The 16,079-nt window shown below is 48.2% G+C and carries 9 protein-coding genes; 1 reads left to right on the top strand and 8 read right to left on the bottom strand.

Translation table 11 applies throughout. The annotated features are described in order from the left end of the window. Positions 1–59: 59 nt before the first annotated feature. From KO531_RS10400 to KO531_RS10425, 5 genes are all read right to left on the bottom strand, one after another. Positions 60–2,372 (bottom strand): toxin-antitoxin system YwqK family antitoxin, encoded by a 2,313-nt coding sequence (locus KO531_RS10400; protein WP_219251118.1) that lies wholly within the window; start codon positions 2,370–2,372, stop codon positions 60–62. Between the two features lie 159 nt (positions 2,373–2,531). Further along, positions 2,532–4,280: a hypothetical protein gene (locus tag KO531_RS10405; RefSeq protein ID WP_219251120.1), complete on the bottom strand. Its 1,749-nt coding sequence runs from the start codon at positions 4,278–4,280 to the stop codon at positions 2,532–2,534. A gap of 12 nt (positions 4,281–4,292) precedes the next feature. Continuing rightward, positions 4,293–6,590, bottom strand: a complete 2,298-nt coding sequence (locus KO531_RS10410; protein ID WP_219251122.1) for a hypothetical protein — start codon at positions 6,588–6,590, stop codon at positions 4,293–4,295. Between the two features lie 217 nt (positions 6,591–6,807). Continuing rightward, entirely contained in the window at positions 6,808–8,016 is a 1,209-nt protein-coding gene (locus KO531_RS10415; protein WP_219251124.1) for a NupC/NupG family nucleoside CNT transporter, read from the bottom strand. A gap of 325 nt (positions 8,017–8,341) precedes the next feature. Beyond that, entirely contained in the window at positions 8,342–9,289 is a 948-nt protein-coding gene (locus KO531_RS10425; protein WP_219251125.1) for a LysR family transcriptional regulator, read from the bottom strand. Positions 9,290–9,514: 225 nt separating this feature from the next. Here KO531_RS10425 and KO531_RS10430 point away from each other — a divergent pair, with 225 nt between their 5' ends. Beyond that, complete coding sequence (locus tag KO531_RS10430) at positions 9,515–10,495, top strand: dienelactone hydrolase family protein (RefSeq protein WP_219251126.1); 981 nt, start codon at positions 9,515–9,517, stop codon at positions 10,493–10,495. 190 nt (positions 10,496–10,685) lie between these two features. Here the strand turns inward: KO531_RS10430 and KO531_RS10435 are convergent, their stop codons facing one another. From KO531_RS10435 to KO531_RS10445, 3 genes are read right to left on the bottom strand one after another with little or no spacing between them, the layout of a single operon-like run. Then, positions 10,686–11,975: a cytochrome c gene (locus KO531_RS10435; protein WP_219251215.1), complete on the bottom strand. Its 1,290-nt coding sequence runs from the start codon at positions 11,973–11,975 to the stop codon at positions 10,686–10,688. Further along, entirely contained in the window at positions 11,975–12,508 is a 534-nt protein-coding gene (locus KO531_RS10440) for a 2Fe-2S iron-sulfur cluster-binding protein (RefSeq protein ID WP_219251127.1), read from the bottom strand. Before KO531_RS10440 ends, KO531_RS10435 begins: the two co-directional genes overlap by 1 nt. Further along, positions 12,505–15,402, bottom strand: coding sequence for a molybdopterin cofactor-binding domain-containing protein (locus KO531_RS10445; protein WP_219251128.1), 2,898 nt, complete (start codon positions 15,400–15,402; stop codon positions 12,505–12,507). The genes KO531_RS10440 and KO531_RS10445 overlap by 4 nt, the downstream gene beginning before the upstream one ends. Positions 15,403–16,079 lie beyond the last annotated feature (677 nt).

Here is a 16,079-nt window from a genome sequence, read left to right on the forward strand (position 1 = left end):
GGAGTTAAGGATAAATGTTTGAACTAGATCGCTTTTTAATCTAAAACCCCGTTTTTAAGCTAGCCATGGTGTTCTGTTTTAATCAGCTTGCCGAGTTGATCATAATGATTCCAATCCCCTGATTCTCGATCGCTGAGATAACTGCCTTCAGTGCGTTTTTCACCATTAGGCCAAAAACTTTGCCATAGACCTTCCTTGCGATCCCTAAGATAAGTGCCTTGTTCGGCTAACTTGCCATTGTTGTGGTAATAGCTGGCATCGCCTTCTTTTTGGCCTTTCACCCAGGTTTCAACGAGTTCTGGCTTACCGTTCTGGTGATACTGCTTAACTTGACCATCAAGCGACCCCTTAGCATAAATTGCCTCTAATTTGAGTTGGCCGTTACTGTAATATTCTTTCGTTTGGCCATGGCTTTGACCGTCTAAAAACTCAGTGCTAGCAGCTTGCATCCCATCCTCAAACCAGCTTTCCCACAATCCAGTTTGATTACCTTTATCCATAGCACCGCTGAGTTTTAGCTGGCCATTGTTGGGATAGTACTCGGCATACGGGCCAGTTTTATCATTTTTATCATAGGTTTCTGAGCGGTAAACCACTTGCTTAACGCTGTAAAACTCTCGAATTCCATGGCGCTTGTTTTCCTGCCAATGGCTTTTTTGCTGGATATTCCCCTCGGGGATTGTGCCATAGGTAGGGTCTTTTTCTTCGTAGCGATAATCTGTCCATAGACCGGTTTTTTGGTCGTCCAGATACTCCCCTGTCACACGGCGGCGTCCGTGGTAATACTCTGCATAGTTACCATTAAGTTTGCCATTGGCGAAGGTTTGCTCCCGTTGTTTCAGGCCTTCGCTGTACTGTATCCATAGGCCTTCTTTATTGCCGTTTTGATATGTGCCTTCTTCATTGGGATCACCATTGGCATACCAGCGGGCGAAATGGCCATCAAGAGGGTAACGACTGGCGTTGTCTTTTTTATCCCGTGCGTAGTGAGATACTTCCCGAGGTTTACCGTTATCGTAAAATGACTCATATTTTCCGACCCATTGGCCATCGATACGTTCGCCGCGCTCACTCACTGTGCCGTCGTCAAAATAGGTTTCCGATTTCCCTGTTGGTTTACCTTCAACGTATTGATCTAGCGTCCGCAGCTTGCCATTGTTGTGGTAACGGCGTGATTCACCGTGACGCTGCCCTTGTCGCCATTGCTCGGAGGATTGCAGCTTGCCAGCGTGATAGCGCTCAAATTGGCCATCCTTAATTCCCATGTTGTAGTGGCTTTTTTCGAGCAAATTGCCTTCGGTGTCATAACGCTCCGATGGTCCATGAAGCGGGTATTGGCCATTGTCGGCCTGCTTTGAGTCTTGGTAGTTACGTAATTCTTTAAGTTGGCCGTTGTTGTGGAAATATTTTTGCGTACTGGCGAGTTGATCCTGTTTATAGTTGAGAGCACTGGTGAGAATGCCCTCGGCATTAAAATATTGCTGTGGCCCGTCTAATGCACCATTAACATACTGTTCTTCAACTTGTAATTTACCTGCATCATTAAATTGCTGGCATTTCCCTTGGCGTTGCCCAGCGCTATATTGGCAGCGGCTGGCGAGTTCACCATTGGGGTAAAATGTCCGTTCTTCACCCTCGAGCAGATTGAGATTAAACTGGCTGCTGCTCGATTTAGTACCGTCATCGAAAAAGGTTTCCCATGCTCCTTGGCGACGGCCTTCGGCATCGAAGCGGCCCGTCACTGTAGCTTGTCCATTGGGATTTTGTTCTAAATAAGAACCTGAGAGTTGGTTGTTCGCATAGCTCTGGCTTTGGGACAAGGTGCCGTTTTCATAGAAACTTTCCCATTTCCCGTGGCGCAGGTTATCGAGGTAGCTTTCTTGGGCTTGCAGTTTGCCACTGTCATAGAAACGTTTTACTTGCTCCTTTTTACCGTCTTGATAGCGCGTCGTTTGGCTGAGATGGCCGCTGCTGTTGTATTCCTTCCATTCGCCCGTTGGCACGCCTTTGGCAAATTGCTGTTCCTCAGTAACGGTGCCGCTCAAATCGAACATATGCCAAGTGCCATCTTGATAACCCTGCTGATAGTTTCCTTCGACTAGCTTGCTGTTATTGGTATGAAATACTTGCCATTTACCATTAGGGATCCCCTCGGAAAACTGCCCTAAGGTATAGCCTTGGTTATCGCGCACTATGGCGATATCGCCATTTAAGGGCATGCCAGTGGCGAGATTGTAATAGCTGGGAATTCCGTCCTGTTGGCGGATTTCGACCATCATGGAGGAGAGATTTTGCGCTGCTTGTACATGGACACTGGTTAAGCTGGCTCCCGCAATCGCGAGGCTGATAAAGCGAAATGGCGTATTGAACATGCTGATTCCTTGCTCTGTTCTGGGTCTTAAGGCCGCGCGGTTTGCAGCCTATACAAGAATCCTAATTTTTTGCTGTTGAGTTTATTTATCGGGCTGTGCACTTATATACAGTGCACAGCGCCAAGGGTTAAGTTAATCGATTAAGCGAATATTCTTAGGCTAAAAAATAGGGAAAACATGGTCCGAGGTAATCACCGGCGGCGGTATTTCCCGATTTAAAAACTCGCCATGATGGAAGCTATTGATCACTTCTATCCAGCCATTATCCCTAAATTCGTATTGTTTACCATGAAGCCTGCCCTGCTCGTCATAATTTGCTATTTCAAGCACATAGTCTTCGGTATTACGCAGTTCCCAGTGGCCGACTTGTTTACCTTGGTCGAAGCGTCCGTACCAATAGTGTCTCTCAGGATTTGGCATTGGGTTGAAACCGAACTCACCATGGGTGTACACCCAGTCGCCATCCTGTTGCCCATTGCGGTATTCGCCCTTTTCATACAATTGGCCGTCAGTGGCGTAGCGTTGTACTAATCCTTCGGGTTTGCCATGGTTAAAGTTGATTAATTCAAGTAATTGCCCAGAACTTGTCTCATTACGGAACTCACCATCGAGCTCGCCTTGGGCATCATAGCTAAAGGTGAGGGTGGCATCTTCTTGTTGTTTCTTCCAAGCGCCAACGGGCTTGTCATTGGCATATTGGCCGCGCTCGGCCAGCCATTGTTCCCCTGTCTCATGGTTAATTTTCAGCATCTCGTAGGGGCCTTCGCGCTTACCCTCTTTAAAATACTCGCGGGTAATCACTTTTACAGTTTGACTACGGTTTAGGGTTTGCAGATATAAACCGGTCAATTGGTTATCGATATGCTCGCTGCGGCTGATTAACTCACCTTGCTCAAATGTTTCGCTGAGGACCCATTTTTTAAGCTTGTCCTCCTCTGTGTTAGAGGTAAGTTGACCGTCATTAAAGCGTTGATGCTTACGGTAAACCCAGTTGTTGTCTTGGTGTTTTTCTTCGATTGAACTGAGCATTTCGCCCTTTTCATTGTATTTAATCGATAACTTCACATTCCATGGCGCCTCTATGATTTCCTTTTGGGCTATCTGGCCATTTTTAAAGTAATCCAGTTGTTCACCGACTTTATAATCATTGTGGTAGCGGTAGTGGCGCTTTACCTTGCCATCGTCGAAATATTCGAAGTAATCCCCGTGTTTCTTACCTTTGACATAAGCTTGGGTCGAAATGATTTTACCAAAGCTCCAATTGGTCTCGTTGCCATGTGTAAGCCCATCCACCATAGGGATTTCGACGTGTAAGTTGCCATTGTCATAGTACTGGGTAACACAAGTACCACTATTACAGACCTTGCCCCTAAGCTTGCCCTCGCTATCAAAAAGCTCGCTTATACCGACCTCTTTGCCATCTTTATAGGTCGTTTTGTAACGGATCTTTCCACCTTCCCAGTAACCCGTTTCAAGGCCTTGTTTAACGCCATTTTCATAGTGCGATTCAACATACAATTGGCCGGTGGCAATGTATTTTTTAAGCAAACCATGAAGTTGGCCTTGCCCATTGCGAAAGCCTTGTTCATAGGGTTTGCCATCCTCAAAGTAACATTGATAAGCACCGCGGAATTGTTCGCTCGTGAGGGTTTTGCCAATTTTGTTATCGGCGAGGGCACTGGCGCAGAAAAGCATATCGTTATTTTTGTAATAAACCTCAGCCTTATAATTGCCGTCGATAACTTCGGTCGATTGTTTTAGATAGTATTGAGCCTGTTTTTCATCTTTGACAACCTTCCAATGGGCATCGAGTAACACCTTTTGTGCATTGGCATTGGCATTGGCACTGATAGTGATACAAATAAGTACCAGTGCTCCAAGGAGCAGTTTTACTGTAAATAGACGCATAACCGCTCCTTTTTATGGCAAAGGTTTAAAGGTGAATTCATAGGGGATGTCGACGGGGTTTTGAGAGAGAGTCATATAACTCACCTTAGCGGCAGGGCCCGCAACACTCAAATAGCGGCCATCGACCAGCGCCTCTTTAATCCGCAGTTCGGTGGTTTCGGGCAGTCGAATCGTTAGGGATTTGCCTTGGGCATCCTCGACTTTAAAGTAGTTCTTAAGATCTTTACTCGGCTCGTCACCATAACCGTTTTTTGTTAGCCAAGCTTGTAAATCGATTAACCAAGGACGTGGGTTAGCTGCCTGCTCTAAGGGTTGCCAACTGATATCACCTTGGCAATGGATTTTTCCTTGGATGTGTTTATCGTAGAAAAACTGCCGCTCGCGGTCGGGCGTCATCAGGGTATAGGCTGGTCCGTTTGGGGCATTATGCTCAAACAGCCAAGTGACTTCGTGTTTCCCTTCTTTAAAACCTTGTTCTATTTCAGGTTTACAGGCACTCGCTAATGCGGCTGACATGGGAATATACAGATTATGGCCATTTTCAGTCTCAGGTTTTATCCCTTGGATCGCACTGATTTCAGGGTTTGATGGCTCAAGATCTTGATAGAGGAAGTTATTGAGGCTCGAATCGCCAAACTCGCTTAGGGGATTGGCCAGATTTTGGTTGTAGTCGGTAAAGGTCACAAAGCGGATGTTCTTGGTTTGGCTTAACTCCGGCTGTGGCTGGTTCTCTACGATTACAACGGTTTTAGGGATCTCATCTAGCTTAAGTAACAGGGCGCGGGTGCTAAGGTGATGAGGATCGTCGACACCGATTAATTCCCCCAGCAGTTCCTTATCCGTCACTGTTAACCATTGGGGATAATCACCATCGCGACGGGCTTCGGCCATCTTTCCTTTAAATTGCTGAAAAGGAAGGTTAATGTTTTGAGTGTTACTCTGCTTTGTTACGACTTTAAATAGCTTTGCCTCGGCGTCGAGCACCTGAATGGTGAGGCTCGCATCGCCGAAGGCGTAAGGATTCGCGACCAGTTCATCCCACGACTTTTCGACTATCTTATTGCTTTCGGGGATAAGGGTTAGCTTGGCGGTGATATGATCTATCTGTTTGAGTTTATTGGCGGTGTTGTCCCAGCCTGTGGCGATAAGATCCACCGAAGACTCAATCGAGCGGTTGAAATTCATCGCCACACCTCTGCTGTGCTGCCAGAAGTGAATGTCTATCGGATTTCCACTGGCATCAAAGGCGGCTAAGTCTTCATAATGCACATTAGCAACCACATATCGCGGGCTTATATTATGCACAAAGCGCAATTGCAGCACTTCTGGAGTGTCAGCGCCCCATGGGCCAATATTATCAAGAATACCTTGCTGATCAGCTAATAAGGATTTTATAAAGTCCTTATCATGGGCTTTATATTCCCGAGGAATGTCGCTAATCGGGTAGAGCTCTTTTTGCAGATCATCTATATCACGCTCCGCATCGTAGCGAGCGTCGGCATGCCAAAGCATGCTCATAATATAAGGGCTATCCTTGGGCGCCATGGCGATGCGGCGGGTGAGGGTACTGCCTTTGCTCTCTTCCTGTTGAAAAAACGCCATGCTCTCTAACCAGCCGGTTTTGCGGTTAAGCTCGAACTTGCCATAGGCCTTAAAGTTGTCTTTCTCACCTTGTACTACTGCAAATAACTTATCTTCGGTCACTTGCTCAACTGTCCAAGTTAGGCGTGCATCCATGGGGGCGCTGATGCTATAACCGACCCTAGGCTCAAGCGCTACAGGCAAGGTTGGAGCTTGTTTAAACAAGCTATTAAGATTCACCCAGTGGTCAAATAATTCCTTGATATCTTTTTGATCCATTTTGGCAATGGGAGTCAGTTGGCGGACTTCACCATTGTTAAATTCCACATTAAAGCCGTCTTTAACCAACTGAAAGATTTCATTGGAATTACCTTTAGGGTCGATATTACTCACCGGAATCGGCATACCATAATCGCTAATTTGCAGCATATTAGGTTGGATAAAAAAACGGGCGTTATGGGTTAATGGCGTTGTTAAGCTGGCCGCCTTACCCTCTGCATCCTGTAATTGGTAATCCAGCAGCAGTCGTGCCTGCAGCACTTTGCGGGTTTCAAAGCCATCATTGAGGTTTATGGTGGAGATAATCTGATATTCACGTTCTGTGGGGATGTTGGTATTAACTGAATTGGAGGGTGACGTTGAGTTATCGCAGGCGGTTAACAAGAGTGTTATACCTGCCATTGTCAGTGTGATTGCGGCGTTAACTGCCTTGTATTTCACTATGGCCATTCGTACTCCTTTTGCTACGCATGTTATTGAAATGTAAACTCATTAATCTTTTTCTGGCGACATTATACACAAAAAATATCTGAGGCATAAAAGAAAACCCAAACCAAGCTTGCTTGATTTGGGTTTGTGTTGATCGCGGTTTTGCTGCGCGAGAGTGGCTAACTTTGTGGTTAACTCAATGGTGAGATGAGTGCTTAAAAAAGCCCAAGCTGATGGATTACAGCGAGAGGATCACGCTGGCAATTGCTGCACTCATCAGGTTGGCAAATACACCAGCGGCAATGGCGCGAAAACCATTACGGGCGATAAATTCGCGGCGCTCTGGCACCATGCTACCCAGCCCACCGATCAAAATCGCCATGGTTGAAATGTTCGCAAAACCACACAGGGCAAAAGTCACAACGGCCTGAGAATGGGCGCTCAGTTGGTCTTCGACTTTCATTAACTGGATGAAGGCTACAAATTCATTCACCACGATTTTTTGGCCAATCAGTGAGCCCGCAGTAATGGCTTCATGCCAAGGAATACCCAGCAGCCAAGCCATAGGGGCGAACAGATAACCGAGCAAGAACTCGAAGCTTAACTGGTAACCGAACCATTCACCCACAGCGCCTAACATGCCGTTCAACAGGGCGATAACGCTGACAAAAGCTAGCAGAGTGGCACCAATCCCGACTGAGATCCGCATGCCAGACATAGCGCCATCGGCTAAGGCTTCAACCACATTGGTGGCGCGTGGCAGTTCGACAGAGGTGATTTCATCGGCACTATTTTTATCGTTTTCGCTAGGCGGCATAAGAATTTTTGCCATCAACAGACCCGCTGGCGCAGACATAAAGGCGGCGGCAATCAGATAGTTAAGATCGACACCTAAAGCGGCATATCCCACTAATGTACCGCCCGCGACTGAGGCTAAACCACAGCTCATTACCGCGAAGAATTGCGAATCGCTCATGTGCTTTAAATAAGGTTTGATCACCAGCGGCGCTTCAATCATGCCGACGAAGATATTCGCCGTGGCAGATAAAGACTCGGCGCGGCCCGTGCCCAATAAACGCTGCAGACCACCACCAATAATGTTGATCACCTTAGGCATAAGACCAATATGGTATAGAGCTGAAATCAGCGCCGAGAAGAAGATGATGATACCTAAAACATTGATCGCAAATACGAAGCCGACTTTACCCGTGGCGAGATCGCCAAACAGGAAACCAATCCCTTCGTTGCCGTAGGCTATCACGCTCGACACGCCCGCCGTAACAGACTGCAATACGGCCTTACCCGCAGGGACGTAGAGCACTAACAGGGCAAATATAATTTGTAGGCCTAGGGCTAAAATCACAGTGCGGTAGGGAATGTTCTTGCGGTTCACTGACAGTAACCAAGCAAAAAACAAGATGCTAATCATGCCTAATATCGCGGTCATAATGGGTTTATTCTTTTGAGTGATAGAAGAAGTCGCGCATTGTAGGCCGAGTCAGCGTAAGGGCAAGTCGCGGGCGTTACTGGGCTGTTACGATAAAAGTGTCGAAAATAGCAACAGTTTAACTTGCTGTTTATGCAGGAGAATAAAATAAATTTCGGCTACTGTTGCCCAGAGGAAATAATATTTGTGCCTGTGGCAATAATCGAAATCACGCCACAGACGACTTTAGGCTGGTGTCGTAGTCAGTACTTGTTTGAAATGCAGCTTAAGTGACTGTTGCTTAAATGACAGTAGCTTAAGTGGCTGCAGTTTAAGTGGTTGCAGTTTAAATGACTGTCTTACCTAACCAAGGTTTGAGCTTTTTATCCCAGTAGGGCGGGTGGCCGATATGGGACTTTAAACATTCGATAATCACTTTGTACTTAGTCGGTAAATGGCGCCGCCTTGGGTAAACCACATAGACGGGCATCTGTTGCAGTGGTTTCCAATCGGGTAAGAGCTGGATCAGTTTTCCGCTTTGAAACTCATCACTGAGTAAATACGTGGCCACATAGCCTATGCCGCGCCCGGCAATCACCGCATTGCGCACGGCTTCGGCTAAATCGACACGGTAATTCCCCGCCACATGCACGGTTTGTTCTAGGTCATCCTTAGCAAAACTCCAGCGATCATAATTACGGCTCTTGCTTTGATAGATAACGCAATTATGTTGCGCTAATGCCGGTGGATGGTGTGGCACGCCGTGCTTGAGTAAATAATCGGGAGAGGCGACCACCACAAAGTTAGTCTCGGCAAGGTGCTGGGCGATATAACCTTCGTTCAGCTGTTCATGGTTAGTGATCCACAGATCCAGGCCTTCTTCTAGCATGTCGGCTTTATGGTCGAACAGGCTTAGCTCAAATCGCAATTCGGGGTATTTTTGCTGCAACACTTCCAGTGCGGGGATGATGTGTAAGGTGCCGAAGGACTGGGAGGAACCGAGACGAATCGTACCGCTAATGTCATCGCGGGCATCTAGCATAATCGCATCGGCATTTTGCGTCGCTTCAAACACTTGCTCACAGTAATGGGCAAACTGTTGGCCCGCGTCGGTTAGCACTAAGGTGCGAGTGGTCCGCTGGACTAATAGCAAGTTCAGCTCGGCTTCCAGTGCGCCAAGCTGCTTGCTGACATAGGAAGTCGAGGTTTTTAACTTGGCCGCCGCTTGGGTAAAACTACCACTGGTCACCAGAGTGTGGAATATCACCATCTGGCTAGCTCTATGTTGTATCACGCTAGGCCCTCTAGAATCTAAATCGCTATTTTAAGCTAGCCTTGCCCTAACCGACAGCCGTTTGTGCCGATCGTGTGCTATTTCAAAACAAACTTACCAAACGGCAAACGTTAAAGTCAGTTGCCCTAAGTGCGATTCTTACTTTACTCTTGAGTTAAATCTTAACACCCACAAGCTAGGGAAGACGTGTTACCTGTGGTTAGCTTGTTCAATGGAGGAATAACGATGACACAACAAGACAAGCAAGCCTTAGCAGAAACAAGTCAGATACATGCCCAGAAAGTACAACCGATACCGCAGGAAGCCTTTGACTGGTATGACGAATATGCCCATGGCATTATCGATCGCCGTGAGTTTATGGGGCGGCTCGCAGGGCTGGTGGCGCTAGGTTTCACCATGACGATGCTCACGGGCGCACTCTTGCCGAACTATGCCCTCGCCGAGCAAGTCTCCTTTAACGATCCCAGTATTCAAGCCAGCTATGTTAAGTTTCCCTCGCCAAATGGTTACGGTGAAGGGCGCGGCTACTTAGTCATGCCCGATGAGTTATTGCTCGCGGGCAGTGCCGCAGGTGAGCCGAAAACCTTAGATCTCAGTACAAAAGCCGCTGTGGTATTAGTGGTGCACGAAAATCGTGGCCTTAATCCCTATATCGAAGATGTGGCTCGCCGATTAGCCGCGCAGGGTTATATCGCCTTCGCCCCCGATGCACTTTATTCCCTCGGTGGTTATCCGGGTAATGATGATGCGGGCCGCGCTATGCAAAGCAGTTTAGACAGAGCCAAAATCGAGCAAGACTTTATTGCCGCAGCGCAGTTTTTAAAAGTCCATCCCCAAAGCAATGGTAAACTCGGTGCCGTGGGTTTTTGTTTTGGCGGCTATATCGTCAATATGCTGGCCGCCACGATTCCCGATGAACTCAATGCAGGCGTACCTTTCTATGGCACACCCGCGGCTGCAGAACTGCGTAGCCGAGTAAAGGGGCCACTTATGTTGCAATTTGCTGGGCTCGATCAGCGGGTAAACGACACTTGGGCCGAGTACGAAACCCAGCTAAAAGCCAACAAAGCCGATTATGTCGCCTATCTTTACCCGAATGTGAATCACGGTTTTCATAACGACTCCACTGGCCGATACGATAAAGCCACCGCCGAACTCGCTTGGGCGCGCAGCTTAGCCTTCTTCGATACTCGATTGCGTGGCTAAGTGGGAGTGAAGCTCCGATTACTCTGATCCCGCTTATTCTAATTCCGCTTACTTTGATTAAGTCGATGAGTGACCGATTCTCGCGCTCTATATCATTCAAGCAAAAGCCGACTCTAGAGTCGGCTTTTATCTTAAATCTCCCACATACCTATGCGGCTTTTATCTTAAATATTCCACATACCTATGTGGGTTAGTCGTGCTCGAGGATCACTTCTTTTAAGCTTTGGATGGTTTTCACATCGAGATTACCAGCTTGTGTGCTCCAGGTGAGTCTTAGGTAATTGGCTAAGTCTTTAATCTGCTCGTCGCTTAACTCATCAGCATATCCCGGCATGGCATAAAAGCTGGTGGTGGCGTTGTAATGCTGGCTCTGAATACCTTTGAGTATCACGGCGACGATATTATGAGGACTCGCTTTATCTAAGGTGGCGTTTCCTGCCATCGCAGGGGCGACGTTAGGACGACCTTCACCATTTTGGCCATGACAACCGGCGCAGTAACCTTTGTAGAGCGTATAGCCTGGCAGTTCAGGTTTATGGCCGTTAAAGGTGAGCGGATCCGGTTTAAGATCATCGTCGTTATCGAGCAGATAACTGCTCACCGCGCGCATATCATCATCGGTCAAGTGGCTAAAGCTGTGATACACCACGGGATACATGCCGCCAAAGACAGTGCCTTTACGGGAGTAGCCTTCGGTAAACAGCGACTTAAGATCCTCATGGGTCCAGTTCTGCCTGTTAAGCTCAGTGGGGCGAATGTCCGATGCCTCTAGCCCTTCGATAATCGCGCCCTCAAAGTGCTTGTCCTGCTCCATGGCAAACAGCGTGTCTCTTGGGGTGTGGCATTCACCGCAGTGCCCTAGGGCATTGACTAAGTAATTGCCGCGGTTCCAATGTTCGCTTTTTTCCTTGCTCGGGGTAAATTCCTTAGCATCGTGTGCGACTAAGTTCCAGGCTTTTAAGCCAAAACGCAGATTAAACGGGAAGAACACATCATTGTCGCGATTAGCTTGCTTGATGGGTTTAGTATTCATCAGATAGGCATAAATCGCCTGAGTGTCTGCGTCCGTGAGCAGGCTGTAGGAAGTGTATGGCATAGCAGGATAGAGGTTGCCGTTGACGCCAACACCGTGGTGCATGGCATCAAAAAACTCCTCGTAACTGTATTTGCCAATACCGGTTTCTTTGTCTGAGGTGATATTGGTCGAGTACACAGCGCCAAAGGGGGTTTCGAACGGCAAACCGCCCGCGAGTTCGCGACCGCCGACCGCAGTATGGCAGGCCACACAGTCGCCTATCTTCATCAGATACGCGCCGCGTGCGATGTCGTTATTCGTATTGCCACCTTCATCGGCAACGCTGCTTGAACAGGCGAGCAAACCTAGCCCTAAACTCAGGAGTAGATTGTGACTCAACAGATTTTTTATCCTACTAATGTGCGGGAAATAGCGCGAGAAATGGCGCAGATTGGCTGATGTCATCACAGGGTTAGCCCCTTAGTTTTGAGGATCAGATCTTTGACCGCCGCATAGTATTTTACGTAGCCAGTACAGCGACATACGTGTTCACTCAAAGCATCTTCAACGACTTTTTCAACTTGATCTTTAGCGATAGGTTGTCGCTCTAATCGCTCAAGCAGCGAGGTCGATTCGTTGACAAAGCCCGAGGTACACCAGCCACATTGAAACGAAAAGTGCTCCAAAAAAGCCTCTTGTACAGGGCTTAGGGCGGTGATTTCGCCAAGGGAGTTTTGTCTAGCATGACCTTCGACAGTGCGGACGCGTTTACCATTAAAACGCTCTACACCATTGATACAGGTACGCACCACTTCGCTCATGCCTTGCTCGTCGTCGACGATCACTGTACAGGCGTGGCATACGCCTGCGCCACAACCAAACTTAGTGCCTGTGAGGTTCAAGTATTCGTGTAGAAACTCAATCATCATCACACCATCGGCGACTTCAATCGGGCCTACGGCTTGGTTATTAATGGTCAGTTTAATAGACTGGCTCATGCCATGGCCTCCTTAATTTTTTTCGCTGTCATAGGTAAATCGTAAAAGCGGACATGGGTTGCTTGATACACGGCTTCAATCAGCGCCGCGACCACAGGGATCATCACCACTTCGGCGATACCACGGCTGGGATCGTTATCAGATAACTGCGGCAATATGGTATGACGTTGATCCCACACGCCCACATGCCGCGCTAACGGCACCTGATAGCGATTGAGGTTCCAGGTACCATTGCCAGCGCCGGCTTCAAATGGCGGTAAGCCTTCATGCAGTGCATGGCCAATCCCCATCGCAAGGCCACCTTGAATTTGCCCTTCGACCAACTCTTTAACAATCACTTTGCCCGCTTCTAACCAAGTATGAGAACTCAGCAGCGTGACTTCGCCATTGCCTTCGTTTACGGCCACTTCAACCAAAGTGGCGCAGGGGGCGTAGTAAGTTACCATGGCATTGTTCAGTTCGGCCTTGGGATAACTCATGGCTTGACGATCGATCAAGTGATAGCCGTTAGACTTCATGCTGGCTTGGCGCGCTTTGATACTCATAGTCGTGTCGGAGGTGGCCGCAAACGTCGCGTTGCCTTCGCCGTATTGCAACGCCAGCGCATCGAGTGCTAAACGTTCTTTAGTGCCAAGAATGTCGAAATCGGCTTCGGCCCAAGCCCAGCGATTAAAGGCATGGCCCATCACGCCGACCACTAAACCCATATCGTGGGCGCGTTTAGCGAGAATATCTAGCGACAATGGCGGAAAGCCCAAGGCGGTTAGCTTGCCATCGACCCAGCGACCATCCCGTGAGTTATGCAAATTAGTTGAGCCCATTGGCGTATTAAAATACAACTCGTTCCAAATCGATACCGCTGCAGGCCATAGGCCGTGGCGATAGATAATATCGGCGGCGATGCGGGTGACATGGCTTTGGTAATAGGCCGACATAGACGCTGACGATGCCATGGCTTTAACCGGTGTCCAGCGTGGATTGGCCGCCATTTCATCTTGGCGTTGCTGCGAAATAATATAAGGATTATCGGTTTGCACTAATTGCATCGCATCCCAAATATCCACTTCGGCGAGTTTTACCTCATCGGCAAAGTTGCCGAGGGCATCGCTGATCACGACGGCTTGGGAGGTTTGCGTCCCTGTGCCCATTTCAATAAAGCCGATTTCTAGGGTGATTTTTCCGTCTTTAGCTAGGCGAACCGCCGCACTTGGCGCCGCGGCGCCCGTACCATAATCTTTGGTGGCGATACCAAAACCGACGCCGTAACGCATCCCCGGATGTTTGGCCTCATAGTCCTTTTTATTCACCGCGCGGTTTTGCCACACGGGAGCTTGCTCGGCCATCTCGAGCATTTCGCGGTAACGTAAAGTACCGTTAGGAATCGCGCCTTGAGTATTACGCTGGCCAGACTCCATCACGTTGGCGGCGCGCAGTTTAAAGGGATCAACCTTCAGCTCGTCGGCGATCTCGTGGATCATGCATTCCATCGCCGTCATCGATTGCAGCGTGCCATAACCGCGCATCGAACCCGCATCTGGGTTACGTGACGCATAGGCGGTGGCGATAATATCGTTGCGCGGCGTGTAATAAATGCTTTGCATCGCTGTCGCACCAACCGAGGTCACAGACGGGGTAAAGTTGACTCGTCCACCGCCATCGACTGTCATCTGTGAAGTTAAGGCTTGGATTTTTAAGGTCGATTTATCCACCGCTAAGCGGCTTTTCATGATGAACGGATGACGTTTAAGGCCAGATTGGAATTGCTCGAATCTGTCATTGGCGAGTCGGATTGGCCCCTTGGCATAAACGGCCGCGATCACGCCGTAATAAGGAAATATCGAATGGTCTTTCGCGCCAAATCCACCGCCGATATAAGGCGAGTGCACCACAAGATGTTTTACCTTGCCTGCCAGTGGGCTAGATAACAGCATGTGCACTGCCATCTCTTGAAAGTCCTGCGGCGACTGCGAGGTAATCACAGTATGAAAGGTTTGGCTAGTTGCGTCATACCAGCCGTTAAAGGCTTCGGGTTCCATCATCATAGGATCGATGATCTGGGTGCGATATTCCCGCTCTAACACTTGCCATTGTTGATTGGCTTGGGCGCTAGCAATCTTCTTATCTATCTCACCCGCATAATAAAGCCCGCGCTCAGACACTGTCCCTTTGGCATTCGGATTACCTAACCATTCAGGCTTGCGATCTTTTACGCTGGGGAAAAACAGCCCATCGTGGAGTGGGCTATATAAATCTTCCCGTGCGCCATTTTCACCTTCCACTCGAATAAGGCGCCAGCTGGCGTACGGGTCTTTCGAGTCTGATACAAACGGCGTTTGCTCACCAAAACGCAGTAAGGTCTGATCAAATTGCAGTAAAGACTTAGCTTGCTTAAAAGCGGGAAAACTGTCGAACAACAATATCGCCACCGCATGACCTAAGTAGTCAGCGGTTTGCCCCTCGGCCAGTAACATATTGTCACCGTAAAAATCGGGCAGCTTGATTTTATCACGGGCCAGATCGGCCGCTGTGATCACTTTATAGGGCTTAGCCGATGCGGGCAGGTGGTCGAGGGAAAAGCCTTGATAAACATGGGAGGCATCGGCGGCGCGAAGTATAAAAGCGTAACCTTGCTGCTTGGGCCAGCCCTCCATGTCCATAGCGCGGTAATCACGGCCATAGACCTTTTGGCCAGTGACCTTAGCTATGCCGTCGTTACGAAACTTAGGTTTGGATTGACCATTAACCTGAGTTTGCCATTGGGCTGCCAGTTCAGGTGAGACAATCGCCGCATTCGCGCGACTCATTTCCCACAACAAAGGGGCCGAATATACGGCAACCCCGCCAATCACACATTGCTTGATAAAGGTCCGGCGTGACGTATTAGATGGTTCCATATCTCAACCTCAGTTGTGCTTCCGTGTAATATCAGCCGCGCTGCATGGTATCGCCCGATATAAGCTTGTTGTCGATCGACTTTTTATTGATTGTTGCGACATAGCTTTGATAAACACTGAATGTAAATTTACATTAGCCACGTTAGCATGTAGGGCCGAAAATGCAAATTTAGGCGGTTAATCGTTGCAGTTTTAACCAAGCTAAATCAGAGTGTAAAACCCGTGTTATCAGGCTTCTGCAGTGATGTTCGCACTGTGATTCAACTCAGTTACGTTATGCCTGAATTTTGCTCAGTGCTCTTTGCGCTGAGCCCTTGAGCAATGAGCTCAATTGGGGCTTATTCGCATGTCGAAATTGGCTCGCTTGCCAAAACCAAACCGCCCGTCACGGTAAGAATTCATGCCACTGCAAGATCAAGAGATAGTGCTATTTGATGGCGACAGGTTTAGTCACATGTATTCATATCGACATTGTTAAATCAGCGCTTGCTTAATTACTTGATTTGTAATGCTAAAGTTATAGACAAGTGTACGCTATGTCGCTATCTTAGGTTTTTAACAAGGATGAGCTTTAATCGCGTACCCGCGATTCGAGTCACTTGCATCAGGACGATGTGTCTTTTCTCTTTCTTAGATACCCAACTCCTCCTGCAAATTCGTGAATATGCTTTGGCACT

It is taken from the genome of Shewanella sp. NKUCC06_TVS (assembly GCF_019345515.1).
Classification (GTDB): domain Bacteria; phylum Pseudomonadota; class Gammaproteobacteria; order Enterobacterales; family Shewanellaceae; genus Shewanella; species Shewanella oncorhynchi.